This is a genomic window from Corynebacterium canis (genome assembly GCF_030408595.1).
GTDB classification, from domain to species: domain Bacteria; phylum Actinomycetota; class Actinomycetes; order Mycobacteriales; family Mycobacteriaceae; genus Corynebacterium; species Corynebacterium canis.
Genome location: NZ_CP047080.1, coordinates 2,856,943 through 2,880,601, shown reverse-complemented (window position 1 = coordinate 2,880,601; position 23,659 = coordinate 2,856,943). Strand labels below are relative to the sequence as shown.

Annotated in this window: 17 protein-coding genes; 11 read left to right on the top strand and 6 right to left on the bottom strand. The window is 60.5% G+C overall.

The window, feature by feature from the left end:
* The first annotated feature begins 241 nt into the window (after positions 1-241).
* The gene (locus CCANI_RS12775; protein ID WP_146324072.1) at positions 242-2,071 is read left to right on the top strand and encodes a phosphoenolpyruvate carboxykinase (GTP); all 1,830 of its coding nucleotides are present in this window, start codon (positions 242-244) and stop codon (positions 2,069-2,071) included.
* Here the strand turns inward: CCANI_RS12775 and CCANI_RS12770 are convergent.
* Positions 2,066-2,806: a class I SAM-dependent methyltransferase gene (locus CCANI_RS12770; protein ID WP_146324071.1), complete on the bottom strand. Its 741-nt coding sequence runs from the start codon at positions 2,804-2,806 to the stop codon at positions 2,066-2,068. The genes CCANI_RS12775 and CCANI_RS12770 overlap by 6 nt on opposite strands.
* Positions 2,807-2,835: 29 nt before the next feature.
* On the opposite strand from CCANI_RS12770, the gene CCANI_RS12765 reads away from it, so the two are divergent.
* Positions 2,836-3,888, top strand: a complete 1,053-nt coding sequence (locus CCANI_RS12765) for a glycosyltransferase family 4 protein (RefSeq protein ID WP_146324070.1) — start codon at positions 2,836-2,838, stop codon at positions 3,886-3,888.
* Here CCANI_RS12765 and CCANI_RS12760 read toward each other — a convergent pair.
* Positions 3,785-5,188, bottom strand: a complete 1,404-nt coding sequence (locus CCANI_RS12760; RefSeq protein ID WP_186750192.1) for an MmpA family trehalose lipid delivery protein — start codon at positions 5,186-5,188, stop codon at positions 3,785-3,787. The genes CCANI_RS12765 and CCANI_RS12760 overlap by 104 nt on opposite strands.
* Positions 5,185-5,781: a porin PorA family protein gene (locus CCANI_RS12755; protein ID WP_146324069.1), complete on the bottom strand. Its 597-nt coding sequence runs from the start codon at positions 5,779-5,781 to the stop codon at positions 5,185-5,187. Before CCANI_RS12755 ends, CCANI_RS12760 begins: the two co-directional genes overlap by 4 nt.
* 23 nt (positions 5,782-5,804) lie before the next feature.
* Here CCANI_RS12755 and CCANI_RS12750 point away from each other — a divergent pair, with 23 nt between their 5' ends.
* The 4 genes from CCANI_RS12750 to CCANI_RS12735 all read left to right on the top strand — a co-directional run bounded on the left by CCANI_RS12750 (position 5,805) and on the right by CCANI_RS12735 (position 9,462).
* Complete coding sequence (locus CCANI_RS12750; RefSeq protein ID WP_146324068.1) at positions 5,805-6,848, top strand: acyltransferase family protein; 1,044 nt, start codon at positions 5,805-5,807, stop codon at positions 6,846-6,848.
* A gap of 17 nt (positions 6,849-6,865) precedes the next feature.
* Positions 6,866-7,456 (top strand): ABC transporter ATP-binding protein, encoded by a 591-nt coding sequence (locus CCANI_RS12745; protein WP_146324067.1) that lies wholly within the window; start codon positions 6,866-6,868, stop codon positions 7,454-7,456.
* Positions 7,453-8,478 carry a hypothetical protein gene (locus CCANI_RS12740; RefSeq protein ID WP_146324066.1) on the top strand — a complete coding sequence of 342 codons (1,026 nt, stop codon included), beginning with the start codon at positions 7,453-7,455 and terminating at the stop codon, positions 8,476-8,478. The genes CCANI_RS12745 and CCANI_RS12740 overlap by 4 nt, the downstream gene beginning before the upstream one ends.
* A 138-nt stretch (positions 8,479-8,616) precedes the next feature.
* On the top strand, positions 8,617-9,462 hold the full coding sequence (locus tag CCANI_RS12735; RefSeq protein WP_146324065.1) for a hypothetical protein: 846 nt from the start codon (positions 8,617-8,619) through the stop codon (positions 9,460-9,462).
* On the opposite strand, the gene CCANI_RS12730 is transcribed toward CCANI_RS12735, so the two are convergent.
* Both CCANI_RS12730 and CCANI_RS12725 read right to left on the bottom strand, forming a co-directional pair.
* Positions 9,459-12,332: an alpha-(1->3)-arabinofuranosyltransferase domain-containing protein gene (locus CCANI_RS12730; protein WP_146324064.1), complete on the bottom strand. Its 2,874-nt coding sequence runs from the start codon at positions 12,330-12,332 to the stop codon at positions 9,459-9,461. The two genes, CCANI_RS12735 and CCANI_RS12730, sit on opposite strands and share 4 nt — an antisense overlap.
* A gap of 5 nt (positions 12,333-12,337) precedes the next feature.
* Positions 12,338-12,535, bottom strand: a complete 198-nt coding sequence (locus CCANI_RS12725) for a DUF2613 domain-containing protein (protein WP_146324063.1) — start codon at positions 12,533-12,535, stop codon at positions 12,338-12,340.
* A 300-nt stretch (positions 12,536-12,835) separates the two neighbouring features.
* Between CCANI_RS12725 and CCANI_RS12720 the strand changes: the two genes are divergently transcribed.
* Entirely contained in the window at positions 12,836-14,461 is a 1,626-nt protein-coding gene (locus tag CCANI_RS12720) for a VanW family protein (RefSeq protein WP_246118193.1), read from the top strand.
* Positions 14,462-14,928: 467 nt separating this feature from the next.
* On the opposite strand, the gene CCANI_RS12715 is transcribed toward CCANI_RS12720, so the two are convergent.
* The gene (locus tag CCANI_RS12715) at positions 14,929-16,368 is read right to left on the bottom strand and encodes an HAD hydrolase family protein (RefSeq protein ID WP_246118192.1); all 1,440 of its coding nucleotides are present in this window, start codon (positions 16,366-16,368) and stop codon (positions 14,929-14,931) included.
* 205 nt (positions 16,369-16,573) lie between these two features.
* Between CCANI_RS12715 and CCANI_RS12710 the strand changes: the two genes are divergently transcribed.
* From CCANI_RS12710 to CCANI_RS12695, 4 genes are all read left to right on the top strand, one after another.
* Complete coding sequence (locus tag CCANI_RS12710) at positions 16,574-18,304, top strand: glycerol-3-phosphate dehydrogenase/oxidase (protein ID WP_246118191.1); 1,731 nt, start codon at positions 16,574-16,576, stop codon at positions 18,302-18,304.
* Positions 18,304-19,041: an MIP/aquaporin family protein gene (locus CCANI_RS12705; protein WP_146324093.1), complete on the top strand. Its 738-nt coding sequence runs from the start codon at positions 18,304-18,306 to the stop codon at positions 19,039-19,041. The genes CCANI_RS12710 and CCANI_RS12705 overlap by 1 nt, the downstream gene beginning before the upstream one ends.
* Before the next feature lie 24 nt (positions 19,042-19,065).
* A complete protein-coding gene (glpK, locus tag CCANI_RS12700) occupies positions 19,066-20,601 on the top strand; it encodes a glycerol kinase GlpK (protein WP_146324060.1) in 1,536 nt (511 codons plus the stop codon).
* A gap of 705 nt (positions 20,602-21,306) precedes the next feature.
* A complete protein-coding gene (locus CCANI_RS12695; RefSeq protein ID WP_146324059.1) occupies positions 21,307-23,094 on the top strand; it encodes a VaFE repeat-containing surface-anchored protein in 1,788 nt (595 codons plus the stop codon).
* Positions 23,095-23,659 lie beyond the last annotated feature (565 nt).

Below are 23,659 nucleotides of genomic sequence, written 5' to 3'. Positions count from 1 at the left end.
GGTGCGGGCTTCCGTTCGTGGGTTTCGATGTTGGCAAACGCATGGAAATCAACCCCGTGGGGGTAATTTCCTAGTGTCTCTCTCAGAAAAACCCCTTGTGCACGTGCTATTTCCTTAGATTTGGGTGTGGTTTTACCTCAATGTGGTGTGTTTCTCACTGAAGCCAAAGACGAAGCCTGTGGAACAACGTTATTGTGGGTGGTGTTAAGTCTGTCGGACGACTTTTAAGTCAGGAGAGCTAATGTCCGCACCGGAAATCAAGGGTCTTGTAGGTCCCGTTCCCACCAAGAACGAAGCAATGCTCGCATGGATCGCCGACGCTGTCGAGCTGTTCCAGCCGGAGGCCGTGGTATTCGCCGACGGCTCGAGCGAGGAGTGGGACCGTCTAGGCGCTGAACTCGTTGAAGCCGGTACCTTCATCAAACTGAACGAGGAAAAGAAGCCCAATAGCTTCCTTGCTCGTTCCAACCCCTCGGACGTTGCTCGTGTAGAAACCCGCACCTTTATTTGTTCCGAAACCGAAGAAGGTGCCGGCCCCACCAATAACTGGGCAGACCCCGCCAAGATGAAGGCGGAAATGACGGAACACTACCGCGGCTGCATGAAGGGCCGCACCATGTATGTGGTGCCGTTCTGCATGGGGCCGATTACCGATCCGGAACCCAAGCTGGGCGTTCAGCTAACGGACTCCGCCTATGTGGTGATGTCCATGCGCATTATGACCCGCATGGGCAAGGAAGCCCTGGATAAGATCGGCGAAAACGGCGACTTTGTGCACTGCCTGCACTCGGTCGGCTACCCGCTGGAGCCCGGCCAGGAAGACGTGCCGTGGCCGTGCAATGACACCAAGTACATCACGCAATTCCCCGAAACCCGCGAGATCTGGTCCTATGGCTCCGGCTACGGCGGCAATGCGATCTTGGCCAAGAAGTGCTACGCCCTGCGTATCGCCTCCATTATGGCCAAGGACGAGGGCTGGATGGCCGAGCACATGCTCATCCTGAAGCTCACCTCGCCCGAAAAGAAGAGCTACTACATTGCGGCGGCGTTCCCGTCCGCATGTGGCAAGACCAACCTGGCGATGCTGCAGCCCACCATCGAGGGCTGGTCCGCCGAGGTTGTCGGCGATGATATCGCCTGGATGCACTTCGGTGAGGACGGCCGCCTGTACGCCGTGAACCCGGAGAACGGTTTCTTCGGTGTGGCACCGGGCACCAACTACTCCTCCAACCCGAACGCCATGTACACCATGGAACCGGGCAACTCCATCTTCACCAACGTGGCGCTGACCGACGATGGTGACGTGTGGTGGGAAGGCCTGGAAGGTGAGCCGCAGCACCTGATCGACTGGAAGGGCCGCGATTGGACGCCGGAATCCGACGAGCCATCCTCCCACCCGAACTCCCGCTACTGCGTGCCGATCTCGCAGTGCCCAGTTGCGGCACCCGAGTTCAACGATCCGGCGGGCGTGCCGATCTCCGCAATCCTGTTCGGTGGTCGCCGCGCCGACACCGTGCCGCTGGTCACCCAGGCGCATTCTTGGAGCCATGCCACCATGATCGGCGCGTTGCTCGCCTCCGGCCAGACCGCGGCTTCCGCAGAGGCCAAGGTTGGCTCCCTGCGCCATGACCCGATGGCCATGCTGCCCTTTATCGGCTACAACGCCGGTGATTACCTGCAGCACTGGATTGACATGGGTGTCAAGGGCGGCGACAAGATGCCCGAGGTATTCCTGGTGAACTGGTTCCGCCGTGGCGAGGACGGCCGCTTCCTGTGGCCCGGTTTCGGCGACAACAGCCGCGTGCTCAAGTGGATCGTCGACCGCATCGAAGGGCGGGTCGGCGCTGAGGAGACCGTCGCCGGCTACACCGCGCGCGTCGAAGACCTCGACCTGACCGGCTTGGACACTCCGCTTGACGACGTCCGCGAGGCGCTCAGCGCTCCCGCCGAGCAATGGGCTTCCGACGTCGAGGACAACGAGGCTTGGCTGGCTAAGCTCGGCCCGAAGGTCCCCGCCGAGGTGCTTGAAGAATTTGAAGCGCTGAAGAAGCGCATCGCCGACGCTTCATAGTATGGCGGTAAGATCCCCCGTTGCGCAGTGCGCGATGGGGGATTTTTTCAGCACCACCACAAGGTTGCTTACCAGGAATTCCCGCAGCAGCGGGACATGGACCAGCCACCACGCCCACCAGGGGTGATAGCGCGGGAAGACCTTGATCACTTGCGCATCCCGCACGCCCCGCGCCCAGCGCAGGCCCTCGGCGCAAGACACATTAAAGAGTGAGGTGCCAAAGGAGTTTTTCGGTGGGTGTCCGTGCAGGCGGGTATAGCGATCGCGGGCGAATTCCCCGCCTACATAGTGTTGCCACAGTCCCGTTTCGTGGCCGCCGAAGGGGCCCAACCAGATGGTGTAGCTAATGATCGCCACCCCGCCCGGGCGCGTTACCCGCAGCATTTCCGAACACATGTCCCAAGGATTGGCGACGTGCTCGACAACGTTGGACGAATATGTGATATCGAATGTATTGTCGGCGAAGGGGAGGGCGTGGCCGGAGGCTCGAACCTGCGACTTTTCAAACGGATCCACGCCGAGGTACCACGCCCCACGGTGAGCAAACGCGGCGTCGAAAAACCCGGGGCCACCGCCAACGTCTAGGATGCGGTCTCCCGCCACGGGCGCAAAAAGCGCGATGAGTTCCGCAGTGTCCTCGGCGAGGTTGGTGTAAAAACGATCGGGGTCGCGCTGTTCATCAGGAAAGGATGCGAGGAGCCCAAGAGAACGACGCAGGGTGGCAAAGTGGCGCATGATAGGGGATTGTATAGGCTGGGTCCGGTATGAAAATTGTTCTAATGTGTTGGCGCGACACCACTCACCCACAAGGTGGTGGTAGCGAACGCTATCTGGAGCGCGTGGGCAGCTATCTCGCCCAGCAAGGTCACCAAGTTGTATACCGCACAGCTGGTCGAGGTAGCGAATATCGCGACGGCATCTTCTTTATCCGCGGCGGCGGCAAATTCACGGTATACCCGCGCGCTTGGCTCGCCATGCTGTGCGGCAGGTTCGGCTTTGGCGACCTGAGCGGCACCGACGTGGTGGTGGATACCCAAAACGGCATCCCGTTTTTCGCCCGGATCTTCTCCGGCGCGCCGACCGTGATCCTTACCCACCACTGCCACAAGGAACAATGGCCGGTAGCGGGCAAAATCCTGGCCAAAATCGGGTGGTTTCTGGAATCCAAGGTGAGCCCCCGCGTGCATCGCGGCTGCCGTTATATCACGGTCTCGGAGGCCAGCCGCCGCGAATTGGAAAGCCTCGGCGTGCGCGACATTACCGTGATCCGCAACGGGGTGGATCCGGTACCAGAGTTCACCCCGCTGCCGCACGAAGGCACCCATATAGTCACTCTGTCCCGCCTAGTGCCCCATAAACAAATCGAACATGCGATGGATGTCGTTGCCGCGTTGCCGGACGTGGTACTTGACGTGATCGGCTCGGGGTGGTGGGCGTCGAAACTCCACGCCTACGCCCACGACCTTGGGGTGGCGGACCGCGTGGTGTTTCACGGGCAGGTCACGGAGGAGCACAAGCACGCGCTGCTCGACCGCGCCAAAGTACACCTTATGCCCTCCCGCAAAGAGGGCTGGGGCCTAGCGGTGACCGAAGCCGCGCTTCACGGCGTGCCCACCATAGGTTATCGCAGCTCAGGCGGGTTGCAGGACAGCGTGCAGCTGGGGGCGTTGGCCAATAATAAGGCCGAACTCATCCGGCTGACCGCGGCGTATCTCAACGCTCCGCCGGGGCTTCCGATCGACGCCAGCGACTTCTCGTGGACCGCCACAGGGCGGGCAGTAGCGGAATTGCTGGAAGGAGTAACCAGCCCACGCTAAGGCCCAGGCCGGTCCACCAGGGCCAACCGCGGCGCGGCGCGACATTGGGGATTTCCGTCACCTTATCTTGGTCTACTACCAGGCCCACTTTTAGGTTTTGCAAGGTGGCCACGTCGCGGCGCTGCCACGCTTGGAGGGCTGCGGTGTAACGGGAGGAGGGGGCGTCGATACGCTGGCCATCGACAATCAGTTCGCCCGACTCGACGCTGGGGGAGGCCTTGGTGCGGGGGTCTAGGGTGCCCGGCAAATCCGTGAATAGCACGTCCTCGCCGTGGCCGTAACTGGCCACCTGTGCGGTGGTGGGACGCAGCGCCCACAATGCGGAAGGCGCGTCCGGGACCTGCAGTAATGTGAGCGAAACCAGCAACCATGCTGGTCGAACATGTTTAGCAAGGGCTAGGTAAGCCGGGAGGGCGAGGAGGATCCATTTTTGGCCATCGCGAAGTAGCCCGCCGCCCGGCAATTGCATCAGGTGTTCGAGAAACGCCGGCGCCAGCCAACCCAGCGTGGCCAGCACAAACCCCGCCGCGGCCAAGGCGAGCAAGCGTTTTTGCACCTTCGCGTAGGCGGTGAGCAAGAACGCAAACAGGGCGATCCCGGCGAGCGCAAATCCCGCGTGGCGGGACGGGGGGACCGCATGAGTGTTCCAGATTCCGCCGAGCCCGGCGAGCGCGCCTAGCGTACCTACCAGGCCCTCCGCCCGCGCCGCGAACACCTGTGCGCCCGCGACCGGGGTTTGCGAATGGGTGAGCGAAGGAACAATCCACGGTAATGCGCACAAAACGCCGAATAGCAACCGGCGCAGCCGGTGCATGCCCGCCACAACGCCGGTGACCAGCCCAATCACCGCACCCGTGGGGGTGAGCGAGCACGCCCACAACGCTAGGTAGCGCTGCGCGCCCGCCTTCGGGTTGGCCACAATCGGCAGCACCCACGCCGCAATCACCAGCGACCATTGCCCCTGCAGCAGGCGCTCCACCACAAACGGATTGATCAGCAATAACACCATCGCAGCCGGGTGTTTGCGCAGGTGAAAGCAGCCCCAGGCCGCCGCGCCAAGGATTGCCGCGCGCGCCACCCAGGAGGCCGGAAGCACTGCCCCCAGCACGGCCAGCGCGCCATCCTGCGGGGCGTTGCGGGCGGGCAGGTCGCCGAACCCAAACGCGCCCAATGAAAGCGCCGGGTAGTCCAGCACCACCATGTCGCGGTGGATCAATTGCCCCGGCAATAGCAGCGGGAACAACAGCAGGCAGGGGAGGAGGAATGCGAGGGCGGTAATCAGGCGCGGCGGGAGCCTCATGAGCGCATGTGGCGTACCACGCCGAGAAATACCAATAGCCCGCCGAGAATAAACCCGAAATACCTGGTCACGTCGAGTATTTTCAGCACGCGGATATGTGGCATGGCCACCGCCCATTGCTGGGCTTTCGTGTGCTCGTCCCAGCGCGCGCCGTGGGTGTGCAGGTCCACCAGCGTCCCCGATTTCGGCTCCACCCATACCGCGGTTTCCTGGTTGGCAAACTTGTACACCTTGACGCCGTTGATAAATTCCGCGTCCACGTAGTCCACTGGGTCCTCGTCCGCCCAGGGGTACGAACGCCGCTCGGTATTCGTGGGGAACATGTATTCTAATCCGCCGCCAGCAACCGGGTATGCGTTCGCTTTTTGCAATTCCACGGTTTTGGAGGTGCCGTCCGAGCGCGTCACCTCAAGCTTCATCCGCCCCCGTTTGCTGGGTTCGCCCAGGGTGATGCTGGTTTCCAGCTCGCCTTGCGGCCCCACAAGTACCGAATGCATGACCGGTTCGGAGCTATACACCTGGTGCACAACCGCTGGCGCGAATGCGAGGGTGCCCAGGATCAGCGCGCCAACGGCGATCGTGCGATAGGACATGCGGTTCCTCTAAACTTCGGGGAATGCGGGCTCCTCAATCCTACAACCCTCAGCTTCAGGCATTGCGCGCCGTGGCGGCCATGGGCATTGTGTTTACCCACGCCGCCTTTCAAACCGGCACCTCCATGCCCGTCGTGGAACGGTTCGATTTCTTTGTGCCCGTGTTTTTTGCGCTCTCCGCGTTCCTGCTGTGGCGCCCGCAACCTCCCGGCTATTATCGACGCCGCGCCTCCCGCATCCTCCCCGCATACCTCGCCGTTGTGTTCGTTGTGTTTTTGGTGTTGCCGGAGGCGTACGGGGCTTCGTTGATTACCATCCTGGCGAACTTCACTTTCACTCAAATATATGTTCCCCACACCCTGCATCCGGGCCTTACGCACCTATGGTCTTTGTGCGTCGAAGTTGTGTTCTATTTGGCGTTGCCTGCGTTATACCGCCTCGGCTGGAAGAAGGTGCTCGGCCTATCCGTATTGAGCCTCGGCTGGGCGTGGTTACCGCCGGTGCAATCCGTGGAAATCGTGAACATGCAAATCTGGCCGCCGGCGTTCCTGCCCTGGTTTTGCGTGGGTATTCTCGGCGCCGAATTTCTCCGGCATCGCGAGCCTTCACCGCGGGTGAAAAGAATTTTGCAGATCCGATCGTTATGGGCGGGGCTGGCAATCCTTATCCTTTGGGTGGCGGCCCAACCCTGGTACGGCCCGCCGGGGCTTATCCATCCCACGCCCTTGCAATTCCAGCTGCGGGTTATCGCCGGAACCGCCTTCGCCGCCTGCGTGGTGCTGCCCTATGCGCTTGCCCCCGGCTGGTGGGTGCCCAAAAGCCTGGAAACCCTCGGGCTATGGTCCTATTCCTTTTTCCTTTGGCACCTCGCGGTGTTGTCTTTTTCGTTCCCAATTCTGGGGATCCGGCATTTCGATGGCAGCTTCTGGCCGGTCGTGTTGCTCACCATCGCATTGACCATCCCGGTTTCCGCCGCGAGCTACCTTTTGGTGGAACAACCTGGTAGAAAGCTGCGGTTGCCCACGACCCTGTGGGCGAGGCTGCGCCCGGAGGCGGTGCGCCAATAGCACGTAAACTCGACGCCATGGAAGGTGATATTCAGGTTGATTGCACGTTTGGACATAGGGGTGTCGCACTCGGGGAAATGCGGCGCCCCTTTCACCGCGGGAAGGTGTATGTGATCGCGGGGCCAAACGGCGCCGGGAAGTCTACCTTGCTCCAAACGATCGCCGGAGAATTGGAGCCGGTCACGGGCACAGTGCGCATCGGGGATACTGACCCCGCAAGCCGGGCTGGCGCCGGCAGCGTTGCGCGGGTGGCAGATCCGGTGTTTCTCCCCGACCTTACGGTTGGCGAACACCTGAAACTCTTGGCCTCGCATGGGACGTTTGATTACGAAGACGTCGTGCAGCATTGGGGTCTGGAAGCATTGGTGGCCAGCATGCCAGCGTGGATAAGCAGCGGCCAGCGGCAACGCGTCTTCCTTGCCGCGCACCTGAACGGCACCGAGCCTGTCCTAGTGATGGACGAACCCGAACGTCATCTCGACACCGAATGGTGTGCCTTTTTGTGCGGCGAACTACGTGCCCGCGCGGACCGAGGGGCGGCCGTATTGGTGGCCACGCACTCCGATGAAGTGCGGGCAGCGGGCGATGAAGTGGTCACCCTCTCATGAGCACGATCATTGCAAAAACCCTGGATGCGCTGTACCTCCTAGTCGCCCTAGCGTTGGCGATTGGCATCGTATTTGGCGCGGCAAGCTGGCTGACCGCGCATCTACCAATGCCTTCCCAGGGGCTACCCACACTGGTGGCGGCCGGCGCCCTCGTGCTTGCGATGGGCTTGAGCGCGTGGCTAGCGGAAGGGATGTTGCCGCTGCTCGCGGAACCGGAACCCCGATGGGTGTATTACGATCGGCCATTACGAGTGTTGCATGTGGTGGATAGCGAAACGTGGATACAGGTCGCCGTATTCGCCATCGTGGGGTTGCTTCTCGGCGCGACCATCGGGCTGCCGCTGCTGGGGTCGGCGACCAGTTGCAGCTTTCGCGTACTGTGCGGGGTCCGTTGGAAGCTCAGGTTGCCGGGCCTGCTTCAAGCCGGCAAAACGAGGTTGGTCACCACAGGGTTGTGGACACTATATGATGCCGCCAACACTTCGGCTGGGCTGGCAGCCACCTGGCTGCGCCGAAATCCCAAAGCCAACTATGCGGCGCCAACCGCCAATACCTGGGTGCTTTTCTGCCGTCGAGTGGCACGACGCTCCTACCTATTGGTCTTGTTTGCCATTCAGCTGTTGCTGGTCGTGGCCACCGCACATCTCGACAGCAAGGTTGCGCTGTTGTTTGTTCTTGCGTGGGCAATCTTGGGGGCCGGTTTTTACCGAGCGGCGGATCTTTCACAATTGGGTGTCCGCAGTGTGGTGCCATCGGTGGTATTGCTGATCCATGGTTGTATCGCCGCGATTGCGGTGCACCTAGCGTGGGGTTACACGCATCCGGTGATGGGTGCGATAGCCACGATCGTTGCGGTGGTGTGGATCAGCCAACGGCGCGGCGCTGATCGAGCCGCAGTACAACCCGCCGCATCGGTGGATCCGGGGCTCGGCGTGGCGGTGCCGACCGATGCGCTGCAATACCACGGCCGCGGCTTGAGGTTCGGTTCAGCGGCTATCGGTCTGATCTGGTACGCGCTGTGAACTATCTTTCGCCGATAGCCCCGAAATGAGTTAAGCCAGGAAAGCGCTTTCATATAACCGCCCTCACCTGAGGCGATAGTGTGCTAGACAGCTAGGAAGAAGTGTCTATATCTATTTCCGTTAGGGGTGCACTGACCAGTGATGAAAGTGCGAAGGTTTCTCGTTGTTACATCGGCGGTTTTGCTTACCGCGTGTGGCGCTGAAGTTGAAACGGATAGCCAAGAAGCGCAGCCGGTTGGTACGGCAAGCTCGCAAAAGAAGTCTGGTTTCACCGAGGTAGATATCGAAAAATTCGATATTGATGGCAGTACAATGCTCAAATACTCCACCGGCGGCAGCGAGGGCACATGTATCCTTACCGAGCAGACCGCAATGTGTGGGGGTACCCCGCCTGCCGATGTTCCCGACATTACCGCCATGCCATTCAGCGGTCGGCCAACGTCGGTGACGGCGCAAGCCGATGGTGTTTCGTACTATTTTATGGAAGGCATACGCTCGGCAGAGGCGCAGCTCAACCCTGGTGAAAAAGTCACATTAGGTGACGTGACTTGCGTCGCTTCATCAGAGTCCGAGTTCGGATGTTCGGCTGCTGGCGGTTGGTTCGTGATTACAGGCCCGCAGCGGTTGATTAGCACAGACAGTCGTGTTGTGGAATGGGTGCCGCCGAGCTATCCCATTAGCCCCACCACCCAGGCCGAGGTACCCACTACCCAGATGAAGGCAAAGGCCATCAAGTGCGGCAAGTCTCGGCACGGAGAGGAAATTGAGATTTGGTCGGGAGATATCAGTTGTGAGGACGCAATCAAAGTCATGGATCACTATGTAGATATCTCTGCAGCACAAGGCACTGGTAACACGATGAGCCTAGAAACCGAAGACGGCTGGAGTTGTCTTTCCCCGACATATAAATCGGCCGAAGAAAAGGGAATTACGCGATCTTGCTGGAAAGACGATATTGATATCGCTGTTCCGCTTAAGCGTTAACGCCGCCGCGGCCAGCGGAACTTCCAAGCGGGAAGGTGAGCCGGGGTGAGCGCCCCTAAGGACACACAACATGCCCAAGCCAGGAAACCCCGGTCACCGGCGTAGCCCAGCTCGGGCCATGGAGCATGCGCCAACCAGAGTCCCGCCATACCAATACCTACGAGCGTGAAGTAGCGGTTGCGGGATAGTGAGCCTGCCACGGCGGACACCGCCCCGACGGGACCCGCGGCTACCCCGGACACCACTGCGGAAAACACCCATAACCAGCTACTATGTCGCCAAGGTATGGTTGGCAGTGCGAGTGGACGTCGCCGATACCTAAGCCCCGCAAGCACCGATAGGGCCGCGACGCCGCCGCCGATCAGGCCATAACGGTACGGTCTATCGCCCGCAAACTCGAAGCGCACGTCGCTCGCATCGCCGCGGGGGAGTTCGAACGCTTGGGTGGCGGCGTCGATACGCGTGGGGGTGAGTTCAGCGTCCCCGAGGTAGGCGCGCATGCCGGGGTTAAAGGCGCGGCCGGTGACCAATAGCCGCGGTCCTGGGCTGGGCGAAAAGCCGGGCGTGGTCAGGCTTACCCACTCGCTGTGCGTGGCTAAATCGTGTTTGCCGCGCTGCAAACGGATCGTGGATCCGCACTCGTGTTCGGCGCGGTCGAGGGTGATCGGGTATTCGCATTCCAGGCGCACCTCCATGTCGCGCGGGGCGGTAAAACGGCGCAGCAACATGCCGGTGGGGACAAAAATCCGCTGGAACACGAATTGCTGAACATCGGGGGAGGTGTCCGGCACCACCACGCGGTGGGTGGTTTCCTCGCCCGCGATGCTGAACTCCGCGATGCCGCCGTAGGCGACGTCTACACGCACCGTGGAGATATCGCCGAGCAGCTGGATATGCTCCGTTTCGCCGGCGCGCAAGATTTCCGCCTTGCCGTTGACGATCACTTCCATGCGCCGCGTACCACGCAATTTCACCACGGGGTCGCGGAATTCGCCGTGCAGCGCGATCCACCCTTTCCCCACCGGGAACCACGCCGTGCTCTCCTGCTTATCGACGGCCGCGCTCACCGACCGTGCCGGGTCTGCCCACCCCAGCTGGTGGATACTGTCGCCCGCGGATGATGCGGTGATCTTTGGCCCGGAGGTCTCTAGGACGGTGCGGGGCCCGGCGGATTCGTAGTCCCGGACCTGGGCTTCTTTGGGTAGCGGCGCGGATACGTTGCCGTCGACGCGGCCGAAATTGCGCTCCACGTGCATGGGGGTGTCCGTGACGATCTCCGCGTTTTCGGACACCAGTTCGCGGGGTTGGTAGCCGCCAATTTGATCGAGAAGGGCGAGGATCTCGCCGCCCCCGGCCACCTTTGTGGGGGCGGTATCGGTGACCATCATATCGGCGTCGCGGTCGAGCACCACGATGTCCACCTCGTCGAACTCGTGCACCTCGTGGTCCTGGTAATCCGGCAATTCGTGCTTGCCTAGCAAATCCTTTCGGATCACCACGATGCCCACGCCCAACCGGCGGGCGGCGGCAAAAGGATCCGAAACGCTATCGATGCCGTCTAACCCGCGGATGGCCTCGGGTGGAACGAGTGGGATGGCGTCGCGCACCACCCACGGGACGTCGAGAAGCGGCTGCAACGGTTCGTCGCGTGTATTGCCCCAGGTAAAGCGGGCAAATTGCGCGGACGGCAGAATCATGGTGCGCGTGTGCTGAGCATTCTGATTAAGCCACGCGGCGGCCTGCCGCCAATACTCCGGAACCCTGGGGTAAGAACCCTCCGGAAGCAGGCGAAACCCCGGGGCGAGGGACACGGCGATGCACAGCACGGACACGGAAAGCGCGGCGTCGCGACGCGTAGCCCAACGAACCGCCAACGGCAACGCCGCAATGCCTAGGCACAACGGCAACCGCAACACCACATCGAACTTATGAATATTCCGCAGCGCCACCAGCGGGCCATCCAACAATGTGGAGGCATGGACGCTGCCCGCCAGGATCAGCACCCCCAGCAAAAACATCGTGCGCCACACCGGGTGAATGCGACGCAAGCCGAACATGCCCAAACCCGCGACGGCGCACGTGATCAGCGCCCACTCCGCAGACACCACCAGCTGATGCCCGGCGATGCGCTCCGTGGATACATACGGCGTCCAGCTGGTGGTGCCGCGTAGCACCTCCGTAAGATTCAGCCAGCGAGTGGTCACGGCGGCGTTTTCTATGTAATCCGTAAACGGCGGGGCGTATTTCCCGAGCACAAATAGCGGAACCAGCCACCAGATGCTTACCAGGGCCCATGGGATCCACACCCAGAACCGGCGCTGCCACAGCGCAACCACCGCGGCCGGGACGCACGCCGCCACCGTCGCCGTCGCGTTCACCGCGCCCATGCACGCCACCGCCAGGGTGGACACCCACGGGTTGCGGCCCAAAACCCCGACCACAACCCACGGAGCCAGCATGGAAGGCCACGTTTCCGAAGAGATCGCGCCGAGCGTGGTCAGCGTGTGCGGGGAAAGCACAAACGCCGCGGCGCCGCACGCCCGAGCCAGCGGTGTGCCGGTATCCAGCGTTTCCGCCAGCTTCAGAAACCCCGACCAGCCGATGCACAGGGTGAGCGACCACCACAGGCGTTGCGCGACCCAATCCGGAAGTGGGTCTGTAAGCAGGAAAAACAAACCCTGCGGGAACAGGTAGCCGTACGCTTGGTTTTGCACCTGGCCGAGCGGAAACGTGTCCGACCACGCGGACAGTGCGCCGGCGAGAAACCGGGCCGGGTTCGCGGCGAGATCGTGCTTGGTATCAGCGGCGGTCAACCCCGGCGATTGCACAAAGCACAGGAGCGTGAGCAGCGCCCATCCGACGCGATGCATACCAATTATTTGCGGGAACCGTATTCCGCACCGCCCAATAACGGATCCTTGATGCTTTCACCCTGCTGCAGCGGGACGGCATGCGGCTGCGAAAGCTCAGCGATCCCGGCAATGGCGGCCACGCCGAGCACCACCCCGATGACCGCGCTGGCCAGTGCTGGGCCGAGGGAACGGCGCGTCAACGAGTCAGAATCGAACGCCATCTGCGCTCTCCTTTCTCGTGCGTTGGGCGATTCTTAAGGAACTACTTCTATGATGCAACACATTATCCGCTGTGCTTCCTGGGTACAATCTTTTCATTAATTTCTGCGTGGTGACGGGCTAATTTTTGGGCGGTGACGGGCCGAATCGCAGGCGCGGCGTGTCGAATATGTTCAGCGCCTAAGCCCGTAGTGAACATGCTGCACAGGACTGGGCCGTGGGTTCGAATAGGGTAAACTGGAGGGGTTCGAGCGTAGCACTGTTCTTTATCTCATCTCAGGTTACGCGGTACTGTAGGGTGCGTGCGTGCATCGAAGACCTCACTGATAGTGCTCGGCCTATTTATCGGGCTGTTTGCGCTGTCCCTCCTCGTCTACGGGGTGGATTTTTTCCTTTCTCGCGGGACCGTTCCGCGTGGCACTACCGTTGCGGGCGTAACTATCGGCGGCCTCACCCCAAGCGAAGCTGAGAAACGGCTACTCACCGCCAAAACGCCAACCAAGGTTGAAGTGACGGCGAATGATATGAAGGCGACCTTCGCCCCGGCTGAGGCTGGGCTGGCCCCCGACTGGAAAGCTACCGTGGCGGCCGCTGGCACCCGGGGGCTGAATCCCTTCCCGATCACCCAGGAAGTCCCCGTGGTAAGCAAGGTGGATGAGGCGAAGTTTAAGGTGACCGCCGACCGCCTCTCGCACGAGCTCTCCCGCGAACCTGTCGACGGCGCGGTGGCCCTCGAAGGCGGCAAAGTGAAGGTGACCGACCCCATCATCGGGCAAAAAACCACCCCTGAGCTGCTGAGCGTGATCAAGGAGGGGTGGGTGAATCCGGCCGGTGTGCAGGTGAAAACCCCCACCACGGATCCCGCGATCACCGCCGATATTGTAAAGAAAGTGGCCGGAGGGGATGCGGAAGTGGCCGTGTCTGGGCCCATTACGCTGCACGGGCGCGACGCCGAGGGTGTGATTCCCCCCGATCGTATGGGCGAAGTGGTGACCTTTGTTCCCGACGGCAAAAACCTTCGCGGCGAGGTCAACGGTGAGGTGGCCCGGAATATCCTTGCCGAGGGCATTGGGAAATCCGAAAAGCCCAAGAAAAACGCCAAGATCACGCCGAGTGGCGTGGAACCCCACGAAGACGGCGTGCGCGTGGACTGGGATCTCGCATTAAAGGATTTGGATAAGCGGATCCTGACCAAGGGCGAGCGGGAGTTCGACGCCGTGTATATCGACGAGCCCGCGACCTTCACCACCGAACAGGCCGAAAACGCCACCTTCGATGAGGTGGTGGGCGAATTCACCACGGGTGGGTTCTCCGCGGCGTCGGGAGTGAACATTCGGCGCACGGCGGAAATTGTCAACGGCGCGGTTGTGGCGCCCGGCGACGTGTTCTCGCTCAACGAATGGACCGGGCCGCGCGGCACGGCGCAAGGCTTCGTGGAATCTGGAATCATCCTGAACGGGCGCGCCGATACCGCCGTCGGTGGTGGCATCAGTCAGTTTGCCACCACGCTGTACAACGCCTCCTACTTCGCCGGGATGGAAGACGTGGCGCACACCCCGCACAGCTATTACATTTCCCGCTACCCGGCGGGGCGCGAAGCAACCGTATTCGAAGGGGCTATCGACCTGAAGTTCCGCAACACCTCGCCGCACCCAGTATTGATCAAGGCGAGCGCGGACTCCTCGAACGTGACAGTGCAGCTTTTGGGCGTGAAAACCGTGCAGGTTGAATCCGTGCCCGGTGGGCGCTGGGCGCAAACCTCCCCGCACACCGTGACCGTATCCGGGCCGAAATGCTCGCCTTCCGAAGGTGCGCCTGGGTTCACAACCTCCGACACGCGCATTATCCGCGATTTGGGCGGCGCCGAAATCTCCCGCCAAACCACTACGACTAAGTACGATCCCTCGCCGATTGTGAAATGCCAGTAGGGGTTTGCCGTTGGTAGGTTGCGGTGCGGGCCTAGTGGTGCGGGCCTAGGCTTTGGCGCGGGATGGTGCATGTTGGCCTGCCTGTAGGGCTATAGCAATATGTTGTGCACTTCACATGAAGTTTTTTACACACGAAACGCGGATTCTGTGTAATTTTCATCATTCGGGGCCGGCTGAGGCCGCTGGCGCGATATTTTTTACACAGATTTCTGGATTTTGATGTAAAAAATATCGGTAGACACCGTTCAACTCCGAGCGTGACAATGGCTCGCGCACAACCGACCACATCAAAATGACGCGATAAACGCAATTGGGCCATAGTCCACCATGGGTAGCCAATTTCAAGTGCTCAGCGGGGCTCCTGCGGCGCTTGCCGCTACAAGGTTTGTGTCACCAAATATATCGGCCCCGACGGGACCCGCCAAGGGTTTAACACATTGCGGCTAGCTCTAACCCTTGGGTCGCACCTATTCGGCGTCGGCAACGGGCGGGAGCACCGGGGTAATCACTTCGGCGATCCCATCTTCGTCGTTGGTGCCGGTCGCCCACTTCGCGGCACGAACCACCTCGGGGTGGGCATTGCCCATGGCGATGCCGGTGCCCACGAGCTGCAGCATCTCAATATCGTTGATCCCGTCGCCGAAAGCAACCGCATCCGCCGGGGAAATCCCCAAGGACTCCAGCACCCAAGCCACACCGTCCGCCTTCGTCGCGTCCTTGATGGTTTCTCTATCGCCGGAAACCAGGGTGCTTAGGGTGCCATCGCACGTGACGGTGTGTACGGGGAAGCCGAGACTGATGGGGACATGCACGAAGCCAGTTGCCAGAATAATCGCGGTGCCCGCATCGTGGGCGCGGGTGAGTGCCTGCAGCGTCGCGGGCGAGACCTCACCATTTGAGGTGATCAGGGTGCCTTCCAAATCGCACACGATGGCGCGCGGCAAGGTGCTTAGGCGTTTGCGGTGCGGCAGCCGGGATAGGATCAGGCGCGCCTGCGCTGCGATCGGCGCGAGATCCGGCGTATTCCGCTGTGCGGCGTTCGCTTTAAGCTGCTCGGCCATTGCGACAATCTTCTCTTTTCCGTCGCTCACTCCGTGCGTTACCTCCGTGGCTAGTTCCTCCAATGTGGACTTTACCCAGGCCATTATTTGCGGGTCGTCTTCCGAATTGCCGGGGCGCGGCAGGATCGATTTGAGCTGGGCGTTGAGGGCGGCGAGATCGTCGCGTAATTTGCGGATTCGATTGCGTTCCTCTTCCACGATGTAGTCTTCCGCCTGGGCCTCTGCGAGGGTGGGGGCACCCCCGCCGAAGCGGGCGGGAACCCAGAATTCGCCTGCGGGAAAGGGGCCGTGGGCGGCTTGGTACTCTTCCCACATATCCGCCACACCGTCTTTCATTTTGTCCCGCAGGCGTGCGGTTTCCGCGTCGGCGGATTCGAGCGGTAGCCATGGCTCCAGCACGCGGATGTGAACGGGTGTGCGCGTGCGGCCGAGGTGTTTGGGTTGGTTTTTGGTCCAGATTCGCTGAGAGCCGAATAGGATCACGGGGATAATTGGCACCCCGGCTTCCTTGGCCATGCGCACGGCGCCATTGCGAATGTCCTTGATTTCAAAGCTCCGAGAGATAGTCGATTCCGGGAAAATCCCCACGAGTTCGCCTTCGCGCAGCATCTTCACGGCCTGTTGGTAGGACTCTTGCCCGTCGATGCGGTCCACCGGGATATGGTGCATGGCGCGCATGACCGGCCCCACGAGCCGGTGCTCGAAGATATTAGATTTCGCCATAAACCTGACCAGTCGCTTATGTGTTCGAAACGGGACGCCCACAAAGGCGAAATCTAGATATCCCGTGTGATTGGCTACCACCACCGCGCCGCCGGTTTTAGGGACGTACTCTTCCCCAGTCACTGTGAGTTTTAGGCCTTGAACGGCGAAGACTGTGCGTGCAAGTCCAACGACTGATGTGTAAAAGAGATCCCTCGGCATACAGGCAATGGTACTCAATTTCGTGGTACAACTCACCATCGATCGTGTTAGGGTGGGTTGTCACACTTATTGGCGCCCTGCCAAAAACCAATCAATACAACTTTTGTATCCGAGGAGGGCATGCATCGTGGCAACAGTGACAAAAGCTGCATTCAATGCCGAGTATTTCGAACAAGCGTGGCAGCAATTCGAAACCGAACATTTCGATCTTGTAATCATCGGTGGGGGTTCCGTGGGGGCGGGTGCTGCGCTGGACGCGGCGACCCGAGGACTGAAAGTCGCCGTGATCGAGGCGCGAGATTTCGCCGCTGGCACATCCAGTAGATCGTCCAAAATGTTCCATGGTGGGTTGCGATATCTCGCAATGCTCGACTTCCGCCTCGTTGCTGAATCGTTAAGGGAACGCGAGTTGTCCATGGCGACGCTGGCCCCTCACCTAGTCAAGCCATTGCGGTTCATTTTCCCGCTTACGCACCGGGTTTGGGAGCGTCCGTACATGGCTTCGGGCTTTATGTTGTATGACTTGATGGGCGGCGCAAAGACCGTTCCCATGCAGAAACATCTCTCGCACCGCGGCACCAAGAAGATTGCCCCCGGGCTTAAGGATGACGTGTTAGTCGGCGGCGTGCGCTACTTCGACACGCTTGTCGACGACGCGCGCCACACCATGACCGTGCTCCGCACCGCCGCAGAATTCGGCGCCGTCGTTCGAACATCCACACAGGTCGTTGGGTTCGAAAAGCAAGGCGAACGCGTCGTCGGGGCCGGGATTATTGATAGCGATACTGGTCGCCGTACAACCGTGCGCGCTTCCGTATTTATTAATGCCACTGGCGTGTGGAATGACGAAATTGAAAAGCTTGCCGGTGTGACGGGCAAATTCACCGTACATACGTCTAAAGGCGTGCACATCGTGGTGCCCAAGTCCTGCCTTGAGGCCCACGCCGCGCTCACCTTTGTAACCGAAAAATCCGTGCTCTTTGTTATTCCGTGGGGCAATTACTGGATCATCGGAACCACCGACACCGACTGGACTTTGAACCTGGCGGAGCCCGCCGCGACACGCGCAGATATCGACTACATCCTGGAGCACATCAACGCCAAGGTGCGCCGCCCGATCGGGTACGACGATATCGTGGGCGTTTTCTCTGGCCTCCGTCCCCTGGTCGAGGGTTCTTCCGATTCCACCACGAATCTTTCCCGCAACCATGCCGTTGCCCGCGTGGCTCCCGGTTTCGTATCCGTTGCTGGCGGCAAGTACACCACCTACCGTGTGATTGGTAAAGACGTGGTCGATAAGGCGGCGGAAGATATCCCGACGCCGGTCCCGGAATCCGTCACCGAATCTACGCCGCTGCTTGGTGCGGACGGCTACCATGCCCTGGCAAACCAAGTCCCCGCCCTAGCCAAGCGCCTCGGATTGCGTGAGGATCAGGTGGAGCATCTGCTGGGACGTTACGGCTCCTTGATCTTCGAGGTGCTGGAGCCTGCACAAGACAATCCGGAACTGCTGCAGCCCCTGCCGCATGCGGAAGGCTACCTGCAGGCGGAGGTCGTTTACGCCGTGACCCACGAGGGTGCGGTTCACCTCGAGGACATCCTGCATCGTCGCCTCCGCGTAGCCATGGAGTATGCGCACCGTGGTGTGGATTGCGCAGAGACTGTCGCGGAGCTCGTCGCCCCGCTGTTGGGTTGGGACGATGCCCAAACGGCCAAGGAGATCAAGGTGTTTAAGGATCGCACCGAGGCGGCACTTGCGGCAGAAAAGCAGCTGACCGACCAAAAGGCCAATGAGATCGCCACCGCAGTCGGTGATTCCCGGCCAGATATTGATACCTCCCAGGACCGATACCCGTGATTAGTGCGGTGCAAGCATTCGGCTGGGAGTTTTTTGGTACCGCGCTGCTGCTGCTTTTTGGTAATGGGGTGTGCGCGGCAAACGGCCTGCGCACCTCCGCAGCGCGGGGCTCTGGTTGGTTGGTGATCGCCATGGGCTGGGGCCTCGCCGTGTTTATCGGCGCCTCGGTCGCGGACGTCTCGGGTGGCCACCTGAATCCAGCGGTAACCATTATGCTCGCCGTGCGTGGCGATGTCCCCTGGGACCTGGTTGCCTTTTACGTTGTCGGCCAGGTTTGCGGAGCGATGTTCGGTGCGTTCCTGGCCTGGGTGGTGTTTAAGCAGATGTTCGATGCGAACAATGTTGACAGCACCGGCAAAGTCACCCGCGCAAACCATGCCACGGGCAGTATATTTTTTACCCAACCCGCGCATAGCCACAGCGGGTGGAACCTCACCAACGAGTTCATAGGCACCTTCGCGCTCCTTGCGTTTATTGCCTTTGCCCCCGGTGGCGCGGATATCGGATCGCTTAAGTATTTTGCGGTTTCGTTCATTGTTGTTGCCATCGGCCTGTCGCTCGGCACACCCACCGGGTATGCCATTAATCCGGCCCGCGACTTCGGCCCCCGTTTGATGTACGCCCTCTTTCTTCCCATCAAAGACAAGGGAAATCCGAACTGGTCTTACGCCTGGATTCCCATCGTCGGACCCATCCTCGCAGCATTTGCCGTTGGCCTGTTGTCGCTGGCCGTCTAAGCACCCAAAGGAATACACACCACCATGGCTGAGTTTGAAAATAAGTATGTGGCCGCCATCGACCAAGGCACCACGTCGACACGATGCATCATCTTTGACCACGACGGCGCCATCGTCGCGGTCGGACAATACGAACACGAGCAGATCTTCCCCCAAAAGGGTTGGGTAGAGCATGACCCGATCGAGATTTGGGACAACACCCGCCGCGCCGTCGGGGCAGCGCTTGCCGATAGCGACGTCGCGCGCGAGGACATCCTCGCAGTAGGCATCACCAACCAGCGCGAAACCACCGTCGTATGGGATAAAAACACGGGCGAACCGGTGTATAACGCCATTGTTTGGCAGGACACCCGCACCACCAAGATCTGCGACGAACTGGCTGGCGAACACGGGCCCGAACGCTGGCGCGACACCACCGGGCTATTGCTGAACTCCTACCCATCCGGCCCGAAGGTCAAGTGGATCCTGGACAATGTCGAAGGCGCGCGCGAACGCGCCGAAGCCGGCGACCTGCTCTTTGGCACCATCGACACCTGGTTGATCTGGAACCTCACCGGCGGCGCGGAGGGCGATCAAGGCGAACCCGCGTTGCACGTCACCGATGTGACCAATGCGTCCCGCACGCTGCTTATGGACCTGCGCACGCTCAAGTGGGACGAATCCATTTGCGAGGCGATGGGTATCCCGCCGTCCATGCTTCCGGAGATCCGCCCCTCGGTGGGTGACTTCCGCGCGGTGCGCCAGCGTGGCACCCTTGCTGGAGTGCCGATCAGCGGCGTGCTCGGCGACCAGCAGGCCGCGATGTTTGGCCAGGCCTGCTTCCGCCCCGGCGATGCGAAAAATACCTATGGCACGGGCCTGTTCCTGTTGCTCAATACCGGCACCACCCCGAAGTGGAGCGACCACGGCTTGATTACCACCGTGTGTTACCAGGTCGAGGGGCAAAAGCCGGTGTACGCGCTGGAGGGCTCCATTTCCATGGGTGGTTCGCTGGTGCAATGGCTGCGCGATAACCTGCAGCTCATCCCCAACGCCGCCGCCATCGAGAACATGGCCCGGTCCGTTCCCGATAATGGCGGTGTGTATATCGTTCCGGCGTTTTCCGGGCTCTTCGCCCCACGTTGGCGTTCCGACGCCCGGGGGGTCATCGTTGGCCTGACCCGCTTCGCCAACCGCAACCACCTCGCCCGCGCGGTGTTGGAGGCGACCGCATACCAGACCCGTGAGGTCGCGGACGCGATGGTGGCCGATTCCGGCGTGCCGATCACCAACCTCAAGGTCGATGGCGGCATGGTGATGAACGAGCTGCTCATGCAGTTCCAGGCGGACATCCTGGGCACCAATGTCGTGCGCCCCAAGATCATCGAGACGACGGCGCTGGGGACGGCGTACGCGGCCGGCCTCGCCGTAGGGTTCTGGGATTCCCTGGAACAGCTCAAAGAGCAAGGCGGCATCGGGCAGGTTTGGAAGCCAAAAATGGATCAGGAGGAAGTAGACCGCTTGTTCGCCGAATGGAACAAGGCGGTCGAGCGCACCTACAACTGGGAGGACGGCGAATAAGACTCGATCTACCTAAGTAAAGCGCCGCTCCCCACTTCATTGTTGCGGGGGCGGCGCTGCGCTATCCGTGTAAGAACAGTAGTGCCAATTTAAATGAATAAAATAGGGTGGGAATAACGCCGTGTATGGCAAATAGCGGAAATGCGTTTTCCCAACCAATGATGTAGATGTAGCACGGGTGCGATGCGCCTAATAAAACGGTGCGATCTCAATATGTATGGTGTGTGAAAAATAATGATTGCGGCGGCGTTTATTATTGCGCTTTGGGGTGAAATCAAAGGGCGATGGGCGGGGCGTCGATAAGCAATATCGGTGTGTGGGCCGAGGTTTGGCGCAATCGGGTTGCGTATCGGGTGGGGTGCAACTGGCCTTGTCTTCCCAGCGTACGGCGCTGACTGGGTAGCCCCGTATTGGGGAAGCGCACTACTGGACATATGTAGCAAAATAGCGACTTTTGCCAAGCTAGACGGGTAGTAAGGGCATCGTTTGGAAAAAATTAAAACTGTGACGCACACCTTAAGGGTTGCTGTTGGTGATAGTGCCCGTGCTACCGTCGGCGATTGAGGCGGGCTTGAAATGTGGTGCTGTTGATTTTCTTAACGCAGTTGTTGGTTTTTCAGCTTCCAATGAAGTGCCCGTTTTCAATTTAAAAACCATCCGCTGTGATGTGGTGTGTCACATTACTAATCGAGAATGATGGGCATAATGCTTTTACATCAACAGAGAAGTCGCTATTTACTCGCATTCCTTTCGGCGCTGACGCTGCTGCTCGGTGTGGTCACCGTCATGCCGGCGGCGCACGCGCAGGAACTGGGTGCGCAGGTCAAGGTTTCCGCGGGGCCTGAGGGCCTCAAGGTCAACTGGGGCGAAGGTCGCAGAATCATGACCCGCCTATTCAACATCGAGTCCGGCGGTGCGACGCGTGAGGCGTACTGCATCGAGTACAACGTCAACGCGGTGTACTCCGAAAACGCAAAAACAGTCAAGTGGGACGAGTTCCCCGGCAATAACAAGTTTAAAACCGACGAAGGCATCCGGCACAAGGTGAACTGGATCGCCGCAAACAGCTACCCGGCGGTCGCTATCGACGAACTGCGCACCAAGGCCGGCGTGACCGCAGAGGAGCTGCCCGCGGAGGCCGCCATCGCGCAAACCCAAGCCGCGATCTGGAGCCTGCTTGCTGATGAGTTCGTGTACAAGGGCCTGGACACGGGCGACGCCGCCGTCAAGGGCGCGGAGTTCAAGCTGTTCGAGTACCTGACCGGCGAGGCAAACGTGGGCCGCGCCGAAACCTCAACCTTGGACCTTGAGGTGGAGATCGACGATTCCAAGGCACGCCGCGAAGACAATGGCGTGATGGGGCCGCTCAGCTTTAAAACCAACGCCGCGGGCCTGAAGATCACCACCAATAACGGCACCATCGTGGATGCGCAGGGCAATCCCATGGCGGCCGAGGATATCCGTCCCGGCACCGAGTTTTACCTCAAGGTGAACGAGGATGCAGGTGAGGCCACCATTACCGCGTCTTCTGAGGGCGACGCTATCTCCGGCGCGCTGGTTGTTACCCCGAAGGAAGACGGCAGCCACGGCCAAACCTTGATCGTGACCCACAACGATGTGGTGCGCAAGATCGAGGAGTTTGTGATCCGCTGGGAAGGCACGGAGGTGCACATTGCAACCTCCGCCACCGACCAATGCGATGCGGACCGGATGCTCTCCGCGAACGGCGGCACGATTGTCGACGTCGTGAAATACTCCGGCTTGATCGTCGGCCGCAAGTACGTGGTCAAGGGCGAGCTTATGGATAAGGAAACCGGCGAAGGCACCGGCATTAAGGCCGAACAGGAATTCGTGCCCGAAGCTCCCGACGGCGAAGTCAAGGTTGAATTCGTGGTGCCCGAAGGATACGCCGGCAAGTACCTCGTGGTCTTCGAATGGGCCTACGATGAAAACGGCAGGCTGATCGCTGAACACACCGATATCAACGATCGCGCCCAAACCGTGCGCGTCACCCTGGTCGACCACGATCCTTGCGGCAATGGCGGCGGCGGTGGCGGTGGCGTCGGTGGCTACATCGGCTCCCTCGATTTCGGTGGTGACACGGGTAGCTCCGGTGGCGGCGCGGCCGCACTGGTGACCCTGATCGCTGGCGGCCTAGTACTCGGTGCCCTCGCCTCCTCCGGCTCCGCGGACGCTGGCTCTTCCGGTTCCTCCGATCCGGTTGAAGAAAAGAAGAGCGATGCCCCCGCCGCGAACCAAGGCCAGGGCGGCGGTGCCCCGCAGGGCCAAGGCGGCGATACTAAGGGTGCGGATCCGGCCAAGACCGAGCCCGGCGGCAAGGGCGGTGGCGCACCCACCGCTCCCGCCGCGAAGGCAACACCCACGCTGGCCAATACCGGTGCAAGCGTGCTCTGGGTAGTCGCCATCGGTTTGGTGGTTACCGCGATCGGCGCAGCGTTTATCATTGTGAAGCGTCGCCGCTCCAATAAGTAATACCCACCCATGATTGATCCCCTGCCGGTTAGGTGGGGGATTTTTCGTTGGGGAGGGCGCATCAATAGGGGGAGAATCAATAGCACGGCTGGGTACCTGTGCCGAACATCTGCTCGCAATTCGAATGTATGGCTGAGTTCTATGTTTCATTGACGTCTGCATAACGCTGGCAGGTTGCTCAGAATGGGAACAAGCTTTCTTATGGTAGATAAGTGCCATTATTCGGTAATTTGTAGGTCATAGATTCGAAATATAAGAATGCAATAACGGTGAATAATTTGGTCTATTTTATGGCCGGTCGTCGGTATTTATGGCGATAATATGTAGCACAATAGGGTAGCTATCGCATGTCCTGAGAAGTGCAATCTAAACCTTTGCGCAATACTGGTGGGCAACTTTGTAGGTTGCGCGAAATGCGTTTGGGGCCATCGGTAGAAAGCATGGGTTTCGTGTACCTGACCTGCGCCGTTGGTGCCACATGCGGGCGGCCGGGATCATGGAAATATCCCTCTTTCCAAGGCGTCCTAGGGGCATGTACCTAGCCCCGAAATAGGGAATCTTTATC